The following is a 19,473-nucleotide window of genomic DNA, read 5'->3' as shown; positions in this document are numbered from 1 at the left end:
CCCGCTAACGCCCGGCAGAAAATTAAAGATAATTCGGAGTTAGCTCGCTTCGCGGAAACTCTGCGCCGTCTGCAAATCGACGGAAACGAGCTGTGAAACGCCTTTCTCGGCCATCGTGACGCCGAACAGGCGGTTCATACGCGCCATCGTCATCGGATGGTGGGTGATCACGAGAAAGCGCGTCGCGGTCTCGGTCGACATCTGTTCTAGGAGCCGGCAGAAGCGGTCGACGTTGGCGTCATCGAGAGGCGCGTCGACTTCGTCAAGAACGCAGATCGGCGAGGGGTTCGTCAAAAACACCGCGAAGATCAGCGCCAGCGCCGTCAACGTCTGTTCGCCGCCCGATAGCAGCGACAGCGTTGCAGGCTTCTTGCCGGGCGGCTTCGCCACGATTTCGAGACCGCCCTCCAGCGGATCCTCTGGGCTCTCGATCATCTCGAGGCGCGCCTCACCACCTCCGAACAAGTGCGTGAACAATCGTTCGAAGTGCGCATTTACCGTCGCGAATGCTTCGTCGAGCCGCGACTTGCCTTCGCGATTGAGCTGCTGAATGGCGCTCCTCAGCTTCGCAATGCCCTGTTCGAGATCGTCACGTTCGGCGACAAGGTTTTCAAGTTGCTTGCTGACCTCGACGAGATCGTCGTCCGCTGCCAGGTTGACGCCGCCCAGGCGTTCCCGGTCGGCCTTGATCCGCGTCAGATGCCGTTCGACGTCGGCAAGCGCCGGGATGGCAGACGCCTCGGGAAGTCCCGCCAGCGCAAGACACGCTTCCGGCGCGACGTCGAAGGCTTCACGAATATGCCGTGCCGCTTCCTGGCGCCGCTGCCGTGCATTTTCGAGGCGCGTCTCGATGCGGGCATTGGCTTCCCGCGCCGCCGACACCTCGGCTTGAATGGATCTGAGAGACTCCGTTGCCGCGCGGATCGCGGTCTCGGCGGCGGCCAGATCATCGGCAGCCGTCCGTCGTTCGTTTTCGGCGCGCGAAAGAGCCGACAGCAACGTTTCGCGCTGGGCCGCGATGCGCGCCGGGAGATCGGCGGTCGCCGCCATTTCATCGCGCGCCTCTTTGAGACGCGCGTCGAGCGATTGAACTTGCGCTTCTGCACTGTGCTGACGGCCGTGCCAGCGCGTTATCTCGGCGTTGGCGTGTCGGATGCGTTCTGCCCGGATCTGCTTGTCGCGCTCGAGACTGCCGAGACGAACCCGCGATTCCGCCACCTCGCGCCGTGCGTGCTCAGCTTCCGTCTGCGCCGTCTTGAGCAGCGGCTCGAGATCTTCGCCGACGCTCATCGTCACGATGTGCGCTTCGATCTCGACATGCCGCGCCTGCGCGTTGGTCAACTCTTCGTCGGCCCGCGCGCGCTGCGCCGTCACAGCTGCAAGGCGCGTCTCGCTTTCGCGCTGAAGCTTTTCAAGAACCGTCAGCTGCTGGCGAACCTGCGCAAGCTCATTCTGCTTGTCGCGCCAAAGCTGCCGCAACCGGCGTTCCTCAGCCTCTGCCTGCTGGGCAGCGTTTGCCGCCATACGTTCCGCGTCGATCGTATCTTTGGCTTCATTCAGAACCGCTTGCGCACTTCGATCGAGCTCCGCCAGCCGGTTCTTGTGGGCGAGGCGTTGGGCAGCCGGAGTAACGCCGCCGGCGGCCGCCACAAACCCATCCCAACGCCAGAGATCGCCTTCCCGCGAAACGAGACGCTGCCCGGTTTTCAGATGCGGCTGAAGGCGCGCACCTTCCGACCGTTTGACGACACCGATCTGACGAAGGCGCCGCGTGAGCTCTTGCGGGGCCTCCACATGCATGACCAGTGGTTCTGCATCGGCAGGAAGGGCGTGATCCTTGGCAGGAAGATCGAGACGCCGCCAATGCACGCTCGCTTCCGCCGCGATCGGCGCTTCCAGATCGTCGCCGAGCGCCGCCCCGAGCGCAGTCTCATAACCGGGCGAAACACGGATGAGATCGACAGCGGGCGGATAAGCGCCTTCATCCGATCGTGCGAGCAGCTTTGCGATCGTGTCGCGCTCGGTCGAGAACGCATTGGCCGCAAGGCGCACGCGCTGCGCCTCGTCACGCCGGGCTTTGGCGTCGGCCTGTGTCGTCCTGACGTTTTCTTCCGCTGTCAGCGTATCCGCTTCGATCTTGCTGATTTCCTGGGCGAGTGCCTGGCCGCGGTGGGCCATATCGGAAAGTTGCTCACTGTCCGGCGCTTTGGATTTCAGGTCCGCGATCTGCGCGTCGAACACCGTGGTCTGCCGCGCAATCTTCGCAACAAGATCCTTCCGCTCGGCGAGCGCGGATTCAAGGCTGCGAAGCCGGGCCCGGGCATCGGCCGCGCGATGCGTGATGTCGGCGAAATGCGCATCCGTCTGAACGCGGCGCGCCTCGGCCGCATCGAGCTTGATTCTTTCCAGATCCTCTTCGTCGATCGCCCTGTCACCGGCGTCGTTGATCGCGGCGAGATCGGCATCGAGATGCAGCAAGGTTTCCTTGGCTTCGTGAATGAAGCCCCGCTCGCGCGTGAGATCGGATTCGAGTTGCTTGGCGCGAGCTTCGAGTTCTCGCGCGCGGTCCGCAGCCCGGCTCGCCTCGCGCTCGAGGTTTTCCTGCTCGATCTTGAAACGCGCGAGCGCTGCAGCTTTCACAGCCTCGGCTTCGCGGAGCGGCGGCAAACCTTCGGCAAGACGAAGCTCTTCGCTGAAGGCCTTGGCTTCAGCTTCGGTCGCCCGCCCGAGACGCATCATCGTATCGGTAAGCTGCGCCTCCTCGTTCTCGACGCTTTGGTGCGCGTCCTGCCAGGTGAGATGCAGCGCGAGCGCTTCTTGCTGACGGATGTCGTTCGACAGCTCCTTGTAGCGCCGCGCCTGCCGCGCTTGCCGCTTCAAGGATTCCGTCTGCGATTGAAGCTGCCCGACGACATCGTTCAAGCGCTCGATGTTGGCTTCGGCCGCCTTGAGCTTGAGTTCGGCTTCGTGCCGGCGCGTGTGCAAACCCGCAATGCCCGCGGCATCTTCGAGAATGCGACGGCGTTGCTCGGGCTTTGAATTGACGATCTCGCCAATCTGCCCCTGACGCACGAGCGCTGGCGACCGCGCTCCGGTCGCTGCGTCTTCGAACAAGACCTTGACGTCGCGCGCCCGCACTTCGCGTCCGTTGATGCGATAGGCGGAACCGGCTTCGCGCTCGATGCGTCGCGTGATCTCGAGAATATCGCCGCCGTTGAATTCGGCGGGAGCCTTGCGGGCGCTGTTATCGAGGAACATCGTGACCTCGGCGCTCGACCGTTCGGGCCGCCCGCCGCTGCCCGAGAAAATCACGTCGTCCATCGCTGCCGCGCGCATGGACTTGTGCGAGCTTTCACCCATCACCCAGCGAAGCGCTTCGAGAAGGTTCGATTTTCCGCAGCCGTTCGGCCCGACGACACCCGTCAAGCCGGGCTCGATCACAAGCTCCGTCGCGTCGACGAACGACTTGAAGCCCAGAAGCCTGAGTCGGGTGATTTTCATTCGTCTTGTCAGTCCTCGATGCCGTATCGTCGTGGCTCAGGACCGTCGCGTGCTGCCCCTAGGGGGTTGCAGCCGCCGTTGGCGTGCCGCTTCGACTGGCCTGTTCGACGTAGTCAGCGATCTCCGCGAGCGTCAGCTCTTTCTTGATGAGTTTGGTTCCGATGAAAAAGTTCGGCGTACCAACAATCCCGAGCTTGCGACCGCGATCCTTCACCCACTTCAAGTTTTCGATCATGCCTTGATTCTGCAGGCAAGCGTCAAACTGCGGGCGAGTCATCCCCACCTGTCGCGCAACAGCATATATGGGGTCTAGTCGCACTTCCTGCGAGACCCACGACGACTGCTGCTCCATGAATTTCCCGTAAAGTTCCAGGTACTTATCGGGAGGCGCGCAACGAAGGACGATCGTCGCATTGCCCGACGTCTTGCCGATCGGGAACTCGCGGAGGATGTATCGAACCTTACCGGTGTCGATCAAACGGCGCTTGAGTTCAGGGTATGTCTTCTCGTGGAAGTTGCGGCAATGCGGGCAGGTAAGGGACGCGTACTGCACGATTGTAACGGGCGCGTCAGGCCGGCCCCAGCTCATTTCGGGCAACGGGCTCGGCGCCATGATGTCGGCGACCGTCGGGTTCTGAATGACCTCGCGGCCGCCGGCGCCAGCAGCAGTCGCATTCGGATCGCCGAAGGGGCTCGGCATGCCATCGGGCTTTTCAGATCCGATGGTCGGATAGGCAGCGCCTGAGGCGCTGCCGTCCGCAGAAATGCTCGACGTCGACCCCGGCGCAAGCGACGGGATGTCCGCGCCGCAGCCCGACAGCCAACCAGCGATGAGGAGGGTGGCGGTAAGGCCCAGCGAACGGACGAGCATCAATGATTTTCCAGTTACTTCGCGGCCAATAGCGGCTCGAGCACCTTATCAAAAGCTTCGACCGAAGGGGCCTCTTGCAGGCGCTTGCCGTTGATAAAGAAAGTTGGTGTGGCTGCGACGCCAAAGGTATCGCTCGCACGCGTGCGCTGCGCGGTGATCTGATCCAGAAGTTTCTGATCCGTCAGGCACTTATCGAAGCTTTCCTGGGTGAAGCCGGCCTGCTTCGCGATATCGAACAGCTTCGGCACTGGGCTGCCCTGGGCAAACGCCCAATCCGCCTGCTTCTCGTAGAACGTCTCGATCAGCGGAAATACTTTCTCATCGCCCGCACAGCGCGCCAGCATCGAAACGGCAGCGGCGAGGTTATCGAGCGGGAACTCGCGGTAAATGAAGCGGACCTTGCCCGTATCGATGTACTTTTTCTTAAGGGGCTCGAAGACGTCTGTGGAGAAGTGCGCGCAATGCGGGCACGTCATCGAGGCGTATTCGACGATAGTCACCTTCGCGTCCTTGGGCCCGATGGCGAGGTCGGGAAGATCCGTCGGCTTCATCAATTCTTCGACTGAAACCTCGGCAGGCCCCTTGCCCGCGGCAAAGCTCGAGCTAGCGCCCGCGAACGCCAATCCGGCGACGGCTGCCAAAGCCAACAAACCAAAGCGAACGCCTCGCTGAGAGGACAGGCCCGGCATAAAATTTCTGAACTCGATCAAGGTCCAACTCCTCATCGCGATGCATACCGTGGGGGAACGGCGGTCAATGAATGCCGCCTAGCACGGATCTGCCGCCGGAATAAGCCGAAACCGCGGGCGATGGCAACTAAAGGGCCGGTAATATCCGAGTTATATCCGGGAACACCGTCAGCGCGTCGACGCGGCCGCTACGCTTCTGCCGAGGGCTTCGAGGGCCGCGGCGATGTCCCCCGTAGCGGCGGGGGCGCTCTCGGCCACGGGCTTAGGCCGAACGAGCTTCGGAGCAGTTGCCGCGCTCTCGACGCGGGGAACCTGATGGACCTTGAGCTGGCCGATCGCCCGGTACCCGAAATACCGGTTGATCCGGTCGATGATTTCCTTGTGCCGGTACGAGACCTCAAGCGCGAATGCCGGGTCGCAGGCAACGATCAGTGTCGCGCCCGCGCTTTGCCCGGCGTCATCCGCATCCACTGCCGCCCTGGTGCCGCGCGGCCACTTGATCGTCTCCGGACGCGTAAGCCTTGCGACGTCGGCGCCGACGATGTTTTCCCACGACGACATGATCTCGGCGCTGTGAAACCCGTATTTCTCGAACGCCGCAGACGTCACTTTCGGCACGAACGAGCCGACGGCCCGCGCAAACTGGCCTTTTACGCTCCGGACATCCGGAGGTAATGGCCGCATCTGAGCTGTGGGTTGTTTAGTGCTCAAGAGTGTCGCTCGCTCCGGCAGGCTTGTGGTGACGTGAAGGAGGTCTACCATTGTCGATGCGATTCGAGGGTTCCGCGCAACCGGAGATGAAGAGCGCATGGGCGCGGTCCAGGAAAATGCAGCTCTCCGCCGCCGGCAGCAACAGCTTCCGTTGCGGCCGGCCGGCCCGTTGACCGTCAAGGCGCTGCTCGCCTGGTATGAAGCCGAGCGCCGCGATTTGCCCTGGCGTTACGGACCCCGCAAAAAAGCCGATCCCTACCGCGTCTGGCTGTCCGAGATCATGCTCCAGCAGACGACGGTAAAGGCCGTCGTTCCATACTTCCAGAAATTCGTTGCCCGCTGGCCGACGGTGACCGCGCTCGCGTCAGCGGAGCTGGAGGAGGTTCTGCAGCAATGGGCGGGCCTCGGATATTATTCGCGCGCTCGCAATCTGAAGGCCTGCGCCGATGTCGTCGCGCGCGACTACGGCGGCGAATTCCCGAAAAGCGAGGCCGAACTTCTGAAACTGCCGGGCATTGGCCCGTACACGGCCGCAGCCATCTCGGCAATCGCGTTCGGAGAAAAGGCGACGCCGGTCGATGGCAACGTCGAGCGCGTCGTGTCGCGGTTGTTCGCTGTCCGCCAGCCGCTTCCCGGCGCCAAACCGGAAATTCGCCGGCTGGCCGCAACGCTCACGCCGCAGCGGCGGGCCGGAGATTTCGCGCAGGCCATGATGGACCTCGGAGCGGAAATCTGCACGCCGCGAAAGCCGTCATGTCTTGTCTGCCCGCTTCAGCAGGATTGCTCGGCAAGCGCGCAAAATCTCGCCGAGCTTTTGCCGATGCGCGGCGCGAAAACGGCTCGCCCCTCGCGGTACGGAATCGCTTTCCTCGTGCAACGGGAAGACGGCGCCGTGCTTTTGCGCCAGCGTCCCGAGGCAGGCCTTCTCGGAGGCATGCTCGAGGTGCCGTCGACGCCCTGGGGCGACGCCTTGCCCGCGAAAAAAGAAGCGATGCGGGCAGCGCCCGTTACGACGGCGTGGCTACCGGTGCCGGGAGCCGTCGTCCACGTCTTCACGCACTTTCGGCTTGAGCTGATCGTTTATCGCGCTCTGGTTCCGATCGATGCGAGCTTCACGTTCTGGGCCGAACAGGAGCGCTGTCGTTGGGTCCATCGCCGCGACCTGCAGGGTCAAGCGTTGCCGAGCGTGATGAAGAAAGTCATCGCGCACGGCCTCGCCGACAATTGAGCCTGTAGACCGCAGCTAACTGCGGCCCGGCAGACCTAAATCGACATGCGGCTGCTGAGACCGAGCTGACGCTTTGCTTCGGAGCGAAGGTCGTCGATCGGCTTCAGCTTTCCTTCCGCTTCGAAGTGCCAGTACGTCCAACCGTTGCAAGCAGCTTTGCCCTGGACGATCGCACCGAGGCGATGAATGGACGCCTGCTGACCATCATAGAATAGCGTGCCGTCCGCGCGCACTTCCGCCCGCACTTCGCGGCGCGGACCGAACAACTTGCGGCCCGGCTTGATGATGCCGAGTTCCAGAATCTGACCGAAGGGAATGCGCGGTTCGTTGCGCTTCGACGGCAACGTCTCGATGGCTTCGAGTTCGAGCGGCTGGACCTTGGCGATCCGCTCATCGGCGGCGGTCGCATAATCGAGATCGCGTTCGATGCCGATGAACTTGCGGCCGAGCCGCTTGGCGACGGCGCCCGTCGTGCCCGTTCCGAAAAAGGGATCGAGCACGGTGTCGCCCGGCTTCGTTGATGCGATCAGAATACGATGGAGCAACGCTTCCGGCTTCTGCGTCGGATGCGCTTTGCGGCCGCCGTCGTCCTTCAAGCGCTCCGGTCCCGAGCAGATCGGGAAGAGCCAGTCCGAACGCATCTGCAGATCGTCGTTCGAAGCCTTGAGGCTTTCATAGTTGAACGTGACGCGCGATTTGCGATCGCGACCGGCCCAGATCATCGTTTCGTGCGCGTTGGTGAAGCGCTTGCCGCGGAAGTTCGGCATCGGGTTCACTTTGCGCCAGATAACGTCGTTCTGAATCCAGAAGCCCAAGTCCTGGATCGCGGCGCCGAGGCGGAAGATGTTGTGATAGGACCCGATGACCCAGATCGCGCCATCCGGTTTCAGGACGCGGCGCACTTCGGTGAGCCATGCGCGGCAAAATGAATCATACGCTGCGAAGTCGTCGAATTTGTCCCATTGGTCGTCGACGCCATCGACCTTCGTATTGTTCGGCCGCATGAGATCGCCGGCGAGCTGCAGATTGTACGGCGGATCTGCGAAAACGAGATCGACGCTCGCTGTCGGGAGCTTCTTGAGCTCAGCGATGCAATCACCAACGAGAATCTTTCCACTCTGCGAGCGGACTTTGACGCGACGCGAACCCATGTACAGAACCTGCTACGCTACGAATTACAAACCGCTCGCCCAAAACTCATGAAGCGAGCCTGCACGCTTTGTACATGATCGGAAGCGCGCGTGAATACACGTTCGACACACGCAAGCGATTTATATTTTTTGATTCGATGTGCAACTTGAGTCCGCTCGCGGACTAAGCGTCGGCGAGACCAAGTCCGAGCCCCGGTTTCAAGGCAGGTCCGAGACCGAGTGCAAGCTGCACCGGTTTGAACGATCGTCGGTGCATCGCCGATACGCCGAGCTTGTCGATCGCCGCCTGATGCTCCGGCGTGCCGTAGCCCTTGTGGCGCTCAAAGCCGTAGCCAGGATAATCGCGCGCCATCTCCATCATCATCCGGTCGCGCGTTACCTTCGCGATAATCGAGGCCGCCGCAATCGAAAGGCACTTGGAATCGCCTTTGACGATCGTCCGCGTCGGCATCGCAACTCTCGGCGCTTTATTGCCGTCGATGAGCACCAGCTTCGGGGTCTCGGCAAGCTGGCTGATCGCCTGAGCCATCGCCCAGAGTGTAGCGCCCAGAATATTCTCGCGATCGATCCGCTCGACGTCGGCAACGCCCACGGCGACAATCGCGACCTTCATGATGCGTCTGTAGAGAAAGGCGCGAGAGTCTTCGTCGAGAATTTTGCTATCGTCGATATTCGCCGGTATCTTATCGGGATCGAGGATGACGGCCGCCGCAACGACAGGTCCCGCCCACGGTCCTCGGCCCGCTTCATCCACGCCCGCAATCGGCCGCGAGCCCAGAAGATGCTCCGCGGCTTCGAGTTCGAACGTCGGCTTGATGCGCGAATCGGCAATCTTCATTCACAACTTTGATCATCGCGTCTACCGTGATGTCAAAGCAGTGAGAGCTGTTGTCCCCCGTTTCCGGGCCTGATGAAAAGATCGGTTCGAAGCGGCACGCGCTCTTCGCCGAGCCCGAGACGCTTCTTCGTAAGCCGGAAGCGGAGCGCGATCTGCGAAGCATACGGACCCCGCCCGCGTTGGCGGACTCCGAAATCGGCCGTGTAGTCACGCCCGCCATGCATCGAACGGAGCAGCGAAATGACTTTGTCGGCGCGGTCCGGAAACTCCTCACGCAGCCATTCGCGAAAGAGATCTTTGATCTCGAGCGGCAACCGCAGCAGCACGTAACCCGCATCGCGCGCGCCGGCTTCCCGGGCAGCTTCCAGTATCGGCTCGATTTCATGATCCGTCAGGCCCGGAATGATCGGCGCCACCATGACGGTCACCGGAATTCCGGCATCCGCGAGCCGCTTGACCGTATCGAGCCGTCGCGAAGGCGTCGCGGTGCGAGGCTCCATCGCGCGGGCAACGTGACGATCGAGTGTTGTGATCGAGACAGCGACCCTCGCCAAATTCTTCGCAGCCATCGGACCCAGAATATCGATATCGCGCGCGACGAGTGCGGACTTCGTGATGATGCCGATCGGATGATTGGCCGTCGCCATGACTTCGAGGATCGCGCGCGTAATCCGGCGTTCCCGCTCGATCGGCTGATAAGGATCCGTGTTGCCGCCGATCGCAATCGTTTCCGGCCTGTAGCCCGGCCGTTTGAGTTCGCGCTCTAAAAGAACGGCGGCGTTGGGTTTCGCATAGAGCTTCGTCTCGAAATCGAGACCCGCCGAATGTCCGAGATAGCAATGGCTCGGCCGCGCATAGCAATAGATGCAGCCGTGCTCGCAACCCCTATACGGATTTATCGAGCTGTCGAAGGAAACGTCGGGGCTGTCGTTATGCGAGATGATCGACTTGCTCGTGTCCTCGAAAACCTCGGTCTTGAATGCCTCAAGCTCGCCGAGCGTTTCCCATCCGTCGTCGAATTCTTCATGCGCCTGAGCTTCGAAGCGCCCCGTCCTGTTAGTGCGCGCACCCCGGCCGCGGCGGCGTTCGGAATCGACCACATCGGGCATTGCCGGATAATCTGAAAAGTCTCTGTTCGAAGGCATTTCCCGACCGAACTCTCAAACCGCGGAGTCGATTAGCAGCTTTCTCGGAACAAACAAAGAACAAACAGCAGACGAGATTGGTTGCCGTGGTTAAGACCCGCGACGTGGCGCGCCTTGCCGCAGGGTCTCCGGCGTGCCAGGAAATGGACATGATCTCGGTAATCATCCCCGCGCATAACGCTGAGCATAGGCTGGCCGCCACGCTAGCCGCGCTGGTTCCGTCGGCGATTGACGGGATCGTCAAACAGGTCATCGTCGTCGATGCTGGGTCGACGGACAGTACCGCCGAGGTCGCAGATCAAGCCGGAGCCGACGTGGTCAACAGCGCACCAGGGCGCGGCGGGCAGCTGGCGCTGGGCGCAGCGCTCGCGCGCTTTCCATGGCTCCTCTTTCTCAACGCTGATACCGTCCTCGAAGATGGGTGGGAACGCAGCGCAACGGCCTTCATGCGCCGGGTCGATCGCGGTGAGCGTCCGATGGCTGCAGGCGCCTTCACATTCCGCCTCGACGACAAAGGCGTTGCTCCGCGCCTGCTCGAGCGTCTCGTTCATCTGCGGTGCAAGATCTTGCGCGTGCCCTACGGAGATCAGGGCCTGCTGATCCCGCGCCAGCTCTTCGATGCCGTCGGCGGCTACAAAAATCTGCCGATCATGGAAGATATCGATCTGGCGCGCCGTCTTGGCCGCAGACGTCTCGCAATGCTTGATGCGTACGCCACAACATCGGCCGAGCGATACAAGCGGGACGGATATCTGTCGCGTTCCTTGCGCAACCAGATCTGCCAAGTGCTCTATGGTGCCGGTTTGCCGATGAGCGTTGTCGCGCGCCTGCACGGATCGGTCGAAACCGCTCCGTAAGCGTTCACGCGAGTTCTCGCTCAACCGGTTTTACGGTGCTCCTCGAGCCGGGGCATGATTTCGACGAAGTTGCACGGACGATGGCGCGCATCGAGCTGCAATTTCAGGATACCGTCCCAAGCGTCGCGGCACGCTCCCGTCGATCCCGGCAAGCAGAAAATAAACGTCCCGTGCGATACGCCCCCGCACGCCCGCGACTGGATCGTCGACGTGCCGACCTTCTGAAACGACAGCATGTGAAAAAGGATCGCGAAGCCTTCGATCTCTTTTTCGAAGAGCGGCTTGATCGCTTCCGGGGTGACATCGCGGCCGGTAAAGCCGGTGCCGCCGGTGGTGATCACGCAGTCGACGGATGGGTCGTTGATCCAGCCTTCGACGATGCTTCTGATAAGGCCCGTGTCGTCTTTCACGAGCCTCCGGTCGGCGAGAACATGCCCCGCTTCGCCGATTGCCTTCTCCAGGAAATCACCCGAGGTGTCTTCGGCAAGCGTCCGTGAATCGGACATGGTCAGGATGGCGATCCTGACGGGGACGAACGTGCGTTCGGCATCGATGCCGGCCATGACGGTTCCTCAGAGCTTTGAACGTATCTGCAACAAATCCATCCACGCGAGCTGCTTGGCGGCCGGCGTCCTGAGCAGATACGCCGGATGCAGCGTCGCGATCGCCGGAATTTTCCGGTCGCCGATCTCAATTTCCCGCCATTTGCCCCTGAGCCGCATGATGCCTTCACTGGCGCCAAGCATCTCCTTGGCCGCCGAGCCGCCAACCGCAACGAGGATCTTCGGAGCAACGAGCTCGATCTGCCGTTCGAGGAAGGGGCGGCACGCGAGCGCCTCCTGCGGTGTCGGCGTGCGATTGCCGGGCGGCCGCCAATAGACGACGTTAGTGATGTGAACGTCGGCTTCTGTCCGCCCGATGGCATTGAGCATTTTGTCGAGCAGCTGCCCGGCGCGTCCGACGAACGGTTTTCCGGCAAGATCCTCATCGCGGCCCGGAGCTTCGCCGATGATCATCAGGTCGCTGTTCGGAGCGCCCCGGTAAAAACAGAGCTTTGTCGCGGTCGATTTCAGGCCGCATCCATCGAAATTCTGTAGCGCCGCTTCGAGTTCCTGAAGCGAATTGGCGGCTCGTGCAATGCGCCGTGCGCCGGTCTCGGCTTCGCTCGCACCGAGTGGTGTGACGGCACGGGGGCGGCCGGCTTGGGGCGACCCTGAAGCTCCGGGGGCCTTCGCGCGAACCGGCGACGGACCGTCAGCCGCTCCCCGAGCGGCTTGCTGCGCTGGCCGGCCCGCTGATCCTGCCTCGTCCCGGTCGGGCCATGCGAATGCGGCCCCCGGCGCGTCGTTTCCGCGCTGAAGCCAGTCCTGCGCTGTATCGCCCACAGCGGCATCGGCCCCCATGGCTTGCAACCAACTGAGCAGCGAAAGCATTTCGTCTTGACCGTTCGATCTCACCATCGTTGACGAGAATAGAGGCGCGGCAAGACAATTGCACGCGGCTGCGCGCCGATACCAGGTGAGGCGGCGCGCCGCTCCCATGCGTAGCCGTGCGGGTGCCGCTTGGCTTGACGCGTTCTATGCTGCGACCTAATCGAGGGTAAATGGTTTTTCAGCAAGCAAATCGAGGTGACTATGTCCGCTGACGAGGCCGATCTGCCGCCGCGTGAGGCAATGGACTTCGATGTTTTGATCGTCGGCGCCGGGCCCGCGGGTCTGTCGGCCGCCATACGTTTGAAGCAGAAGGCCGCAGAGACGGGCTCCGATATCTCCGTCGTCGTCGTCGAAAAGGGCTCCGAAGTCGGCGCGCACATCCTTTCGGGCGCCGTCATCGATCCCATCGGCCTCAACCGCCTCTTCCCGGACTGGAAGGAACGCGGCGCGCCGATCGAGACGCCGGTGACCGAGGACGTGTTTCTCGTGCTCGGGCCGGAAGGCGATCTGCGTCTGCCGAGCTGGCCGATGCCGCCCATGATCAAGAACCACGGGAATTACATCGTCAGCCTCGGCGCAGTCTGCAAATGGCTCGGCGAGCAGGCAGCCGAACTCGGTGTCGAAATCTATCCGGGCTTCGCCGCGAGCGAAGTTCTGTACGACGAGAACGGAGCAGTTGCAGGTATTGCCACGGGCGACATGGGTGTCGGCCGCGACGGCAAGCCGACGGATAATTTCGTCCGCGGCATGGAACTGCGCGCCAAGTACACTTTGGTCGCCGAAGGCGCCCGCGGTTCGCTCTCGAAAGGCTTGATCAGCCACTTCGAACTGGCGAAGGGCCACGAGCCGCAGAAGTACGGCATCGGCCTCAAGGAACTTTGGCAGATCGCGCCCGAGAAGCATCGCCCCGGATATGTGCAGCACACGTTCGGCTGGCCGCTCGACAGTCGCACCGGCGGCGGCTCGTTCCTCTATCACTACGGAGACAATCTCGTTTCCGTCGGCTTCGTCGTGCACTTGAATTACGCCAACCCCTATCTCTCGCCGTACGAGGAATTCCAGCGCTTCAAAACCCATCCCGCCATCCGTGATGTATTTGAAGGTGGCAAGCGCATCGGCTACGGCGCACGCGCCATCACCGAAGGCGGTTGGCAGTCGATGCCGGATCTCGTGTTCCCCGGCGGAGCCCTGCTCGGTTGCGCAGCAGGCATGGTGAATTTGCCGCGCATCAAGGGCAGCCATAACGCCATGCTGTCCGGCATTGCGGCCGCCGACGCGGTCGTGGATGCCCTTGCAGCAGGCCGCTCGCACGACAAGCTCGACGACTACGAAAAAGCGGTACGTACAGGCGACATCGCACGTGATCTGAAGAAAGTGCGGAATATGAAACCGCTCTGGTCACGCTTCGGCACGTACATCGGCGTCCCGCTCGGCGGCGCCGATCTTTGGCTCAACACCATCATTTCGGGTGTCGGCCTCGGCTTCACCCTGAAGCATGGCAAGACGGATGCCGCAGCGACGGGCCTAGCGGCGGATCACAAGCCGATCGCATATCCGAAGCCCGACGGAAAACTGACGTTCGACCGTCTGACGAACGTATCCTTCTCGGCAACCAATCACGAGGAGGATCAGCCGGTACATTTGAAGCTGCTTGATCCGTCTGTCCCGATTGCGATCAATCTGCCCGAGTATGCAGAGCCGGCGCAGCGTTACTGCCCGGCAGGCGTATACGAAATCGTGAATGACGAGTTGGGCCAGCCGAAATTTCAGATCAACGCCCAGAACTGCGTACACTGCAAAACCTGCGATATCAAAGATCCGAGCCAAAATATTAATTGGACCTGCCCGGAAGGCGGCGGCGGGCCCAATTACGCCGGAATGTGACGATCAAAGGCCTGGGGGGATGTTGTCCCCCCAGTGCGTCCAGCAAGGTAATGGGTGCGGCAGGTTGCCATTTTTCTTTGTTGCGCGTTTGCAATGTCCATAACAGTTAGCAATTTCGGAACATGTCCCATTTTTCACGCGAAGCGTGTCGCCAACCTCGCGATAACTTTGCTAGGCTTGGATCCGCAGGAATCGAATTGGCTTCCGGCAGCAAAGGAAAAATGTCGATGCGGGGACCCCTCGGGCGCGTGCTGAGTGTAGGCCTTGGTGCGATCGCGATGACGATCGCCGGGTTTTTCAGCGAGGCTCCGGCCCGCTCTCAAGACCAGGACCCGAGTCAGGACGAGATTTCGACCTCTGTACTCGGGAACTATTTGGCGGGGCGCTTTGCCCGGGCCGCGCAGGACACGAAAGAAGCCGCAGATTTTTACGGCAAAGCCCTCGAACGCGATCCGACGAATGAAGTTCTGCTGGAGCAGGCCTTCCAGATGGAGACGATGTCGGGCAACTGGCCGAAAGCCATTCCTCTCGCCGAGCAGCTGGCGGCAACACGCCAGTCGCATCGCATGTCCCAGTTTCTCTTGGGCGTGACCGCATACAAGGCTGGCGATTACGCGAAAGCCGAACAGCACTTCACCGCCGCCTCCGAAAATCCCATCGGCGAGCTGACGAGCGCGATCGCGGTCGGCTGGACGCGTCTTGCAGCAGGAGACGCAGACGGAGCTGTGAAGGCTCTTGATCTTCCGAAGCAGCCTGACTGGGCGCAGTTCTACCTGCGCTATCACCGGGCGCTGATTACCGATCTCGCCGGCCGCAAGGCAGATGCGCGCGCGTCCTACGAAAAAGTCTTCAAGCAGGACAGCCGCACGCTCCGGACCTCGCTTGCCTACGCTCAGTCTGCCGCCCATTACGGTGACTTCAAGACCGCACGTCAGGTGATGAAGGAGCAGCTCGCGAAAACCCAAGGCGACGCGCATCCGCTCGCGAAAGAGATGCTCGACATCATCAATCGCAAAGAGAAGCCGCCGCTCTTGATCTCCAACCCGACGGACGGTTTGGCAGAAGTATTTTACGGGCTCGGCGAGGCACTCGCAGGAGAAGGCGGCGTCAGCCTCGGAACGATCTATTTGCAGCTCGCTCTCGATGCCAAGCCCGATCACGCCTTCGCGCTCGCAGCGCTTGCGAACGCTCTGGAAGCCGTGAAGCGGTACGACGACGCCATCGCGACCTATGACAGGATCCCGCAGGGGACGCCTCTCCAAAGCGCGATCGACATTCGCAAGGCCTTCGACCTCAACTCGCTCGATAAGCCCGACGAAGCGAAAGCGATACTGACCAGGCTTGTCGAAGCGGACCCGAAGGATGTCCGCCCACTCGAAGCGCTCGGCAACATCATGAGGGCTCGCAAGGATTACGCAGGCGCCGTCACGTACTTCACGAAGGCGCTTGCTGTTCTGAATAAAAACGACCCGCGCAATTGGGGTTACTACTACGCGCGTGGAACATCGTATGAGCGGCTGAAGAACTGGCCCGCAGCCGAAGCGGACCTGAAGCGCGCACTCGCGCTCGCTCCCGATCAGCCGCTGGTTTTGAATTATCTTGGCTACTCCTGGGTTGATCAGGGCAAGAACCTCAAGGAAGGCACGCGCCTGATCGAGAAGGCCGTGCAGCTGAAGCCCGATGACGGCTACATCGTCGATAGTCTCGGATGGGCGCACTACAAGCAGGGTAACTTCAAAGAGGCCGTGCGCTTCCTGGAACGTGCCGTCGAGATCAAGCCTGAAGATCCGACATTGAACGATCACTTGGGCGACGCTTTCTGGAAAGTCGGTCGCGAACGCGAGGCCCGCTTCCAGTGGAACCAAGCGCTGTCGCTCGATCCGGAGCCGCAGGACGTCGACAAGATCAAGGCGAAGATCGAGCGCGGTCTCGATGCGAAGGGCGAAGCCAAGAACGTCGAGAAGACGCGGCAGGTTCAAAAGGATGAAACATTGCGCAGGCGCAGCGAAAACAAAGCCGGATCGCCGCAAAGCCGGGCCGTGGAGTAAACCCCGAAAAGCCGGATCAACAAATAACGGGCGCCATTGGCGCCCGTTTTCATGCTGCTGAGATCTCATGCCCCCGAAGCCCGAATTCGCTCCCGCCAAGATCAACCTGACGCTCGAAATTCTCGGCCGGCGTAGCGACGGCTACCACGAGCTTCGAAGCCTCGTGGCATTCGCGGCCGACGCCGGCGACCGCCTGACGTTGACCGGCGACACGCCTGCCTTGACGAAAGTCGAAGGGCCGTTCGCAAACGCCCTTGGCCACGCCAATCTCGTCGACGCCACCGTCGAGACGCTCACGCGCATCCTTCCCAACGTCATTCTGGGCGGCTTGACGCTCGAAAAAAATCTGCCCGTCGCCGCCGGCATTGGCGGCGGATCGGCAGACGCGGCAGCAGCACTTCGGCTTCTGAGCGCAGTTCATCCGGAAATCGCTCGCCTCGATTTGCCCGTGATCGCGCGCACCCTCGGCGCCGACGTTCCGGTCTGCCTGCGCAGTCGCAGCGCGATGATGACGGGCATCGGCGAAACGATTGTCGACGTCGGCCTGCCGGGAGAGATCTTTGCGATCCTCGCCAATCCGCTCATCGAAGTGCCGGACAACAAAACGGCGGAAGTTTTTCGTCGCCTCCGCGCTCAGCCGTTCCCAGCCGATGCCACGACCGAACGGCCGCCGGTCCTGTCGTCTATCGGCGAGCTGATCAGATACGCAGCAACCCGCGGGAATTCGCTTGAAGCGCCCGCACGCGAGCTTTTCCCACAAATAGGCGTGATGCTCTCGGAACTCGCGAAGCTGCCGCGATGCCGGCTCGCCCAGCTCTCAGGGGCCGGACCGACCTGCTTCGCCCTCTTCGATACCCAGCAGGCAGCGTCGCACGGCGTGCGCGTCCTCAAAGCCACCTGGCCCCAGTGGTGGGTCGCCGCGACTCGCCTGATCTGATCCGTTCTCGATCGAATTGCCCAGTGCGCCGTCTCAGTGAGTGCGGCTGATGCAGAAACCGATGACCTGCTCCAGCGCATCCTTCTCCCGGCTCGCCGGGAAAATCGCGAGCGCATCGCGCGCGATTGAGCCGTAGGAGCGCGCCCGCTCGAACGTCGCTTCGATGGCCTTGTGCTTGCGCATGAGGCTGACGGCGTGTTCGAGGTCGCCGTCCGCGATCTCACCCTCGGCGATGGTCCGGTTCCAGAACTGGCGCTCATCGTTCGAGCCGCGCCGGAACGAAAGAATGACCGGCAACGTGATTTTGCCCTCGCGGAAATCGTCCCCGACGGACTTGCCGAGGCGGCTGCTGTCGCCGGCATAGTCGAGCGCGTCGTCGACCAGCTGAAACGCAAGGCCGAGATTTTTTCCGTAGGATCGAAGGGCAGCCTGCTCCTCCGTCGGCCGCTGCGCAAGCGCCGCCCCCGACTCCGCCGCAGCCGAAAAGAGCGCGGCCGTTTTGGAGTTGATGATCGAGAGGTAATCGTCTTCGGTCGTCGAAGTATTTTTCGCGGCTGCAAGCTGCATCACTTCGCCTTCCGCGATCGTCGCCGCTGCGTTGGACATGATGCGAAGAACGGTCAGCGATCCGACGTCGACGAACATCTTGAACGCCTGGCCAAGAAGAAAATCGCCGACGAGAACGCTCGCCTGATTGCCCCATATCATGCGCGCCGTTTTGCGGCCCCGCCGCGTCGCGCTCTCATCGACGACGTCGTCATGAAGCAGCGTCGCCGTATGCATAAACTCGACGGCCGATGCGGTGCGGATGTGGCCGTTTCCGCCATACCCGCACAACTTCGCCGAAGCGAGGGCCAGCATCGGCCTGAGGCGTTTCCCGCCGCTATCGATGAGGTGGTGAGCGAGCTCGGGGATCATGTCGACATCGGACACCGCCTTGTCGAGAATGATCCGGTTTATGGCCTCGAGATCTTCGGATACGAGATCGAGAAGCGGTTGCAGCTTCTGACCTGTCTCACGAACGTCTTCGAGTGGAATCACGCGACCCAAGTTGGCCCCCAATTTTTACACCATGCTAATATAGGTAGTTGCCTTTAGGCCGTCACCCAGCCTTCGCCGGCCAGATCTGATTGATAGTTTAGGATTGGCCATGCGCGAGTTGATTGTGACGAATGACCCCGTACTCATTAGCTACGCCGAAGCACTGCTAAAAGATCAGGGTATTGAGGCCGTGGTATTTGATCGAAATATTAGTCTTATGGAAGGGTCAATCGGTGCTTTCCCGCGACGTCTTGTCGTTCCCGACGAAGTATGGGCCAAGGCAGCCGAATTTCTGAAGGCGGCCGGACTGGGCGAATGGGTGGTCGGAAATGAATGTAAGTGAGCCTGACCTATCCATAATTGAAAGGGCCAGCGAAGATATCTTCCTCGGCGACGCTTTGACGGTGCGCCAGCCGCGGAATGGTTACCGGGCAGGAACCGACGCAGTGCTGCTCGCGGCATGGATCAACCCTGAGACCGCCGGAAAAGGACCGGTCCTCGATGTCGGATCAGGCGTCGGCGTCGTCGGACTTTGCGTCGCGGCGCGTTGTCCAAACGCGCGAGTTCTGCTCGTCGAGCGCGAACCCGATCTCGCCGTGCTTGCTCGCCATAACGTCGAGCGCAATGGTTTGGAAATGCGCGTTTCAGTTGTCGAGGCTGATATCGCGCGCTCCTCGGATGCGCTTTTCCGCTCAGGAATATCTTCAGAGACGTTTCCGATTGTGCTCGCCAATCCGCCTTACCACGAGGAAGGCCGAAGCACGGCCGCGACGAGCCCGCTGAAGGCTGCAGCGCATCAGATGGCGCCCGATGCACTCGATACGTGGGCACGCTTCATGAACCGGATGGCGATCCCGGGTGGACGCGTCGCGATGATCCATAAGACCGAGGCGCTACCCCAAATTTTATCTGTTTTCGAAGGGCGCTTTGGCGGCATCAACGTCCTGCCGGTTTATGCGCGCGCCGGTGCACCGGCAATTCGGGTCATCGTCAGCGGAATTAAGGGCAGCCGTGCGCCGATGTCGATCAAGCCCGCGCTCGTTCTGCACGGTCCCGAGCAGGCCTTCCTGCCGGACATCGAGGCTGTCTTCAGGCATGGCGCCGCACTTCCGGCAAGATTCGGCGGCTGATCGCCTCTG

17 protein-coding genes are annotated in these 19,473 nt (G+C 61.7%); 7 read left to right on the top strand and 10 right to left on the bottom strand.

What is annotated here, in order from left to right:
• Positions 1-39 precede the first annotated feature (39 nt).
• The 4 genes from smc to AACL53_RS17655 form a co-directional block, all read right to left on the bottom strand.
• Positions 40-3,501, bottom strand: a complete 3,462-nt coding sequence (gene smc, locus AACL53_RS17670; protein ID WP_339085860.1) for a chromosome segregation protein SMC — start codon at positions 3,499-3,501, stop codon at positions 40-42.
• A 58-nt stretch (positions 3,502-3,559) separates the two neighbouring features.
• The gene (locus tag AACL53_RS17665; protein ID WP_339085859.1) at positions 3,560-4,372 is read right to left on the bottom strand and encodes a DsbA family protein; all 813 of its coding nucleotides are present in this window, start codon (positions 4,370-4,372) and stop codon (positions 3,560-3,562) included.
• A 14-nt stretch (positions 4,373-4,386) separates the two neighbouring features.
• Complete coding sequence (locus tag AACL53_RS17660) at positions 4,387-5,082, bottom strand: DsbA family protein (RefSeq protein ID WP_339085858.1); 696 nt, start codon at positions 5,080-5,082, stop codon at positions 4,387-4,389.
• Between the two features lie 147 nt (positions 5,083-5,229).
• Positions 5,230-5,772, bottom strand: coding sequence for a DciA family protein (locus tag AACL53_RS17655; protein ID WP_339085857.1), 543 nt, complete (start codon positions 5,770-5,772; stop codon positions 5,230-5,232).
• A gap of 97 nt (positions 5,773-5,869) precedes the next feature.
• Between AACL53_RS17655 and mutY the strand changes: the two genes are divergently transcribed.
• Positions 5,870-7,000, top strand: a complete 1,131-nt coding sequence (mutY, locus tag AACL53_RS17650) for an A/G-specific adenine glycosylase (RefSeq protein WP_339085856.1) — start codon at positions 5,870-5,872, stop codon at positions 6,998-7,000.
• Positions 7,001-7,035: 35 nt separating this feature from the next.
• Here mutY and AACL53_RS17645 read toward each other — a convergent pair whose 3' ends face one another.
• From AACL53_RS17645 to AACL53_RS17635, 3 genes are all read right to left on the bottom strand, one after another.
• Positions 7,036-8,151, bottom strand: coding sequence for a site-specific DNA-methyltransferase (locus AACL53_RS17645; RefSeq protein WP_339085855.1), 1,116 nt, complete (start codon positions 8,149-8,151; stop codon positions 7,036-7,038).
• A gap of 163 nt (positions 8,152-8,314) precedes the next feature.
• Complete coding sequence (locus AACL53_RS17640; protein ID WP_339085854.1) at positions 8,315-8,989, bottom strand: ribonuclease HII; 675 nt, start codon at positions 8,987-8,989, stop codon at positions 8,315-8,317.
• A gap of 32 nt (positions 8,990-9,021) precedes the next feature.
• Complete coding sequence (locus AACL53_RS17635) at positions 9,022-10,134, bottom strand: PA0069 family radical SAM protein (protein WP_339085853.1); 1,113 nt, start codon at positions 10,132-10,134, stop codon at positions 9,022-9,024.
• 86 nt (positions 10,135-10,220) lie between these two features.
• Between AACL53_RS17635 and AACL53_RS17630 the strand changes: the two genes are divergently transcribed.
• The gene (locus AACL53_RS17630; RefSeq protein ID WP_339085852.1) at positions 10,221-10,991 is read left to right on the top strand and encodes a TIGR04283 family arsenosugar biosynthesis glycosyltransferase; all 771 of its coding nucleotides are present in this window, start codon (positions 10,221-10,223) and stop codon (positions 10,989-10,991) included.
• A gap of 20 nt (positions 10,992-11,011) precedes the next feature.
• Here the strand turns inward: AACL53_RS17630 and moaB are convergent, their stop codons facing one another.
• A complete protein-coding gene (gene moaB / locus AACL53_RS17625; RefSeq protein ID WP_339085851.1) occupies positions 11,012-11,554 on the bottom strand; it encodes a molybdenum cofactor biosynthesis protein B in 543 nt (180 codons plus the stop codon).
• Positions 11,555-11,563: 9 nt separating this feature from the next.
• The gene (locus tag AACL53_RS17620; protein WP_339085850.1) at positions 11,564-12,424 is read right to left on the bottom strand and encodes a uracil-DNA glycosylase family protein; all 861 of its coding nucleotides are present in this window, start codon (positions 12,422-12,424) and stop codon (positions 11,564-11,566) included.
• Positions 12,425-12,625: 201 nt separating this feature from the next.
• On the opposite strand from AACL53_RS17620, the gene AACL53_RS17615 reads away from it, so the two are divergent.
• The 3 genes from AACL53_RS17615 (at position 12,626) to AACL53_RS17605 (ending at position 17,293) form a co-directional block, all read left to right on the top strand.
• A complete protein-coding gene (locus AACL53_RS17615) occupies positions 12,626-14,308 on the top strand; it encodes an electron transfer flavoprotein-ubiquinone oxidoreductase (protein WP_339085849.1) in 1,683 nt (560 codons plus the stop codon).
• A 227-nt stretch (positions 14,309-14,535) separates the two neighbouring features.
• Positions 14,536-16,356: a tetratricopeptide repeat protein gene (locus tag AACL53_RS17610; RefSeq protein ID WP_339085848.1), complete on the top strand. Its 1,821-nt coding sequence runs from the start codon at positions 14,536-14,538 to the stop codon at positions 16,354-16,356.
• A gap of 67 nt (positions 16,357-16,423) precedes the next feature.
• Positions 16,424-17,293: a 4-(cytidine 5'-diphospho)-2-C-methyl-D-erythritol kinase gene (locus AACL53_RS17605; protein ID WP_339085847.1), complete on the top strand. Its 870-nt coding sequence runs from the start codon at positions 16,424-16,426 to the stop codon at positions 17,291-17,293.
• Positions 17,294-17,326: 33 nt separating this feature from the next.
• Here AACL53_RS17605 and AACL53_RS17600 read toward each other — a convergent pair whose 3' ends face one another.
• Positions 17,327-18,343, bottom strand: a complete 1,017-nt coding sequence (locus tag AACL53_RS17600; protein WP_339085846.1) for a polyprenyl synthetase family protein — start codon at positions 18,341-18,343, stop codon at positions 17,327-17,329.
• 100 nt (positions 18,344-18,443) lie between these two features.
• Between AACL53_RS17600 and AACL53_RS17595 the strand changes: the two genes are divergently transcribed.
• A complete protein-coding gene (locus AACL53_RS17595) occupies positions 18,444-18,677 on the top strand; it encodes a DUF2007 domain-containing protein (RefSeq protein ID WP_339085845.1) in 234 nt (77 codons plus the stop codon).
• Positions 18,664-19,464 (top strand): tRNA1(Val) (adenine(37)-N6)-methyltransferase, encoded by an 801-nt coding sequence (locus tag AACL53_RS17590; RefSeq protein ID WP_339085844.1) that lies wholly within the window; start codon positions 18,664-18,666, stop codon positions 19,462-19,464. The genes AACL53_RS17595 and AACL53_RS17590 overlap by 14 nt, the downstream gene beginning before the upstream one ends.
• Positions 19,465-19,473: the final 9 nt, after the last annotated feature.

Origin of the sequence: Hyphomicrobium sp. ghe19 (genome assembly GCF_902712875.1) — a bacterium.
Classification (GTDB): Bacteria; Pseudomonadota; Alphaproteobacteria; order Rhizobiales; family Hyphomicrobiaceae; genus Hyphomicrobium_B.
The sequence above is the reverse complement of the archived record's forward strand: the minus strand, read 5'-3'. Positions and strand labels throughout refer to the sequence as shown.

Coding starts and splice junctions, on each gene's coding strand:
- smc (WP_339085860.1), bottom strand. CDS start 3,501: ATGAAAATCACCCGACTCAGGCTTCTGGGCTTCAAGTCGTTCGTCGAC.
- AACL53_RS17665 (WP_339085859.1), bottom strand. CDS start 4,372: ATGCTCGTCCGTTCGCTGGGCCTTACCGCCACCCTCCTCATCGCTGGT.
- mutY (WP_339085856.1), top strand. CDS start 5,870: ATGGGCGCGGTCCAGGAAAATGCAGCTCTCCGCCGCCGGCAGCAACAG.
- AACL53_RS17645 (WP_339085855.1), bottom strand. CDS start 8,151: ATGGGTTCGCGTCGCGTCAAAGTCCGCTCGCAGAGTGGAAAGATTCTC.
- AACL53_RS17640 (WP_339085854.1), bottom strand. CDS start 8,989: ATGAAGATTGCCGATTCGCGCATCAAGCCGACGTTCGAACTCGAAGCC.
- AACL53_RS17635 (WP_339085853.1), bottom strand. CDS start 10,134: ATGCCTTCGAACAGAGACTTTTCAGATTATCCGGCAATGCCCGATGTG.
- moaB (WP_339085851.1), bottom strand. CDS start 11,554: ATGGCCGGCATCGATGCCGAACGCACGTTCGTCCCCGTCAGGATCGCC.
- AACL53_RS17620 (WP_339085850.1), bottom strand. CDS start 12,424: ATGCTTTCGCTGCTCAGTTGGTTGCAAGCCATGGGGGCCGATGCCGCT.
- AACL53_RS17615 (WP_339085849.1), top strand. CDS start 12,626: ATGTCCGCTGACGAGGCCGATCTGCCGCCGCGTGAGGCAATGGACTTC.
- AACL53_RS17610 (WP_339085848.1), top strand. CDS start 14,536: ATGCGGGGACCCCTCGGGCGCGTGCTGAGTGTAGGCCTTGGTGCGATC.
- AACL53_RS17605 (WP_339085847.1), top strand. CDS start 16,424: ATGCCCCCGAAGCCCGAATTCGCTCCCGCCAAGATCAACCTGACGCTC.
- AACL53_RS17595 (WP_339085845.1), top strand. CDS start 18,444: ATGCGCGAGTTGATTGTGACGAATGACCCCGTACTCATTAGCTACGCC.
- AACL53_RS17590 (WP_339085844.1), top strand. CDS start 18,664: ATGAATGTAAGTGAGCCTGACCTATCCATAATTGAAAGGGCCAGCGAA.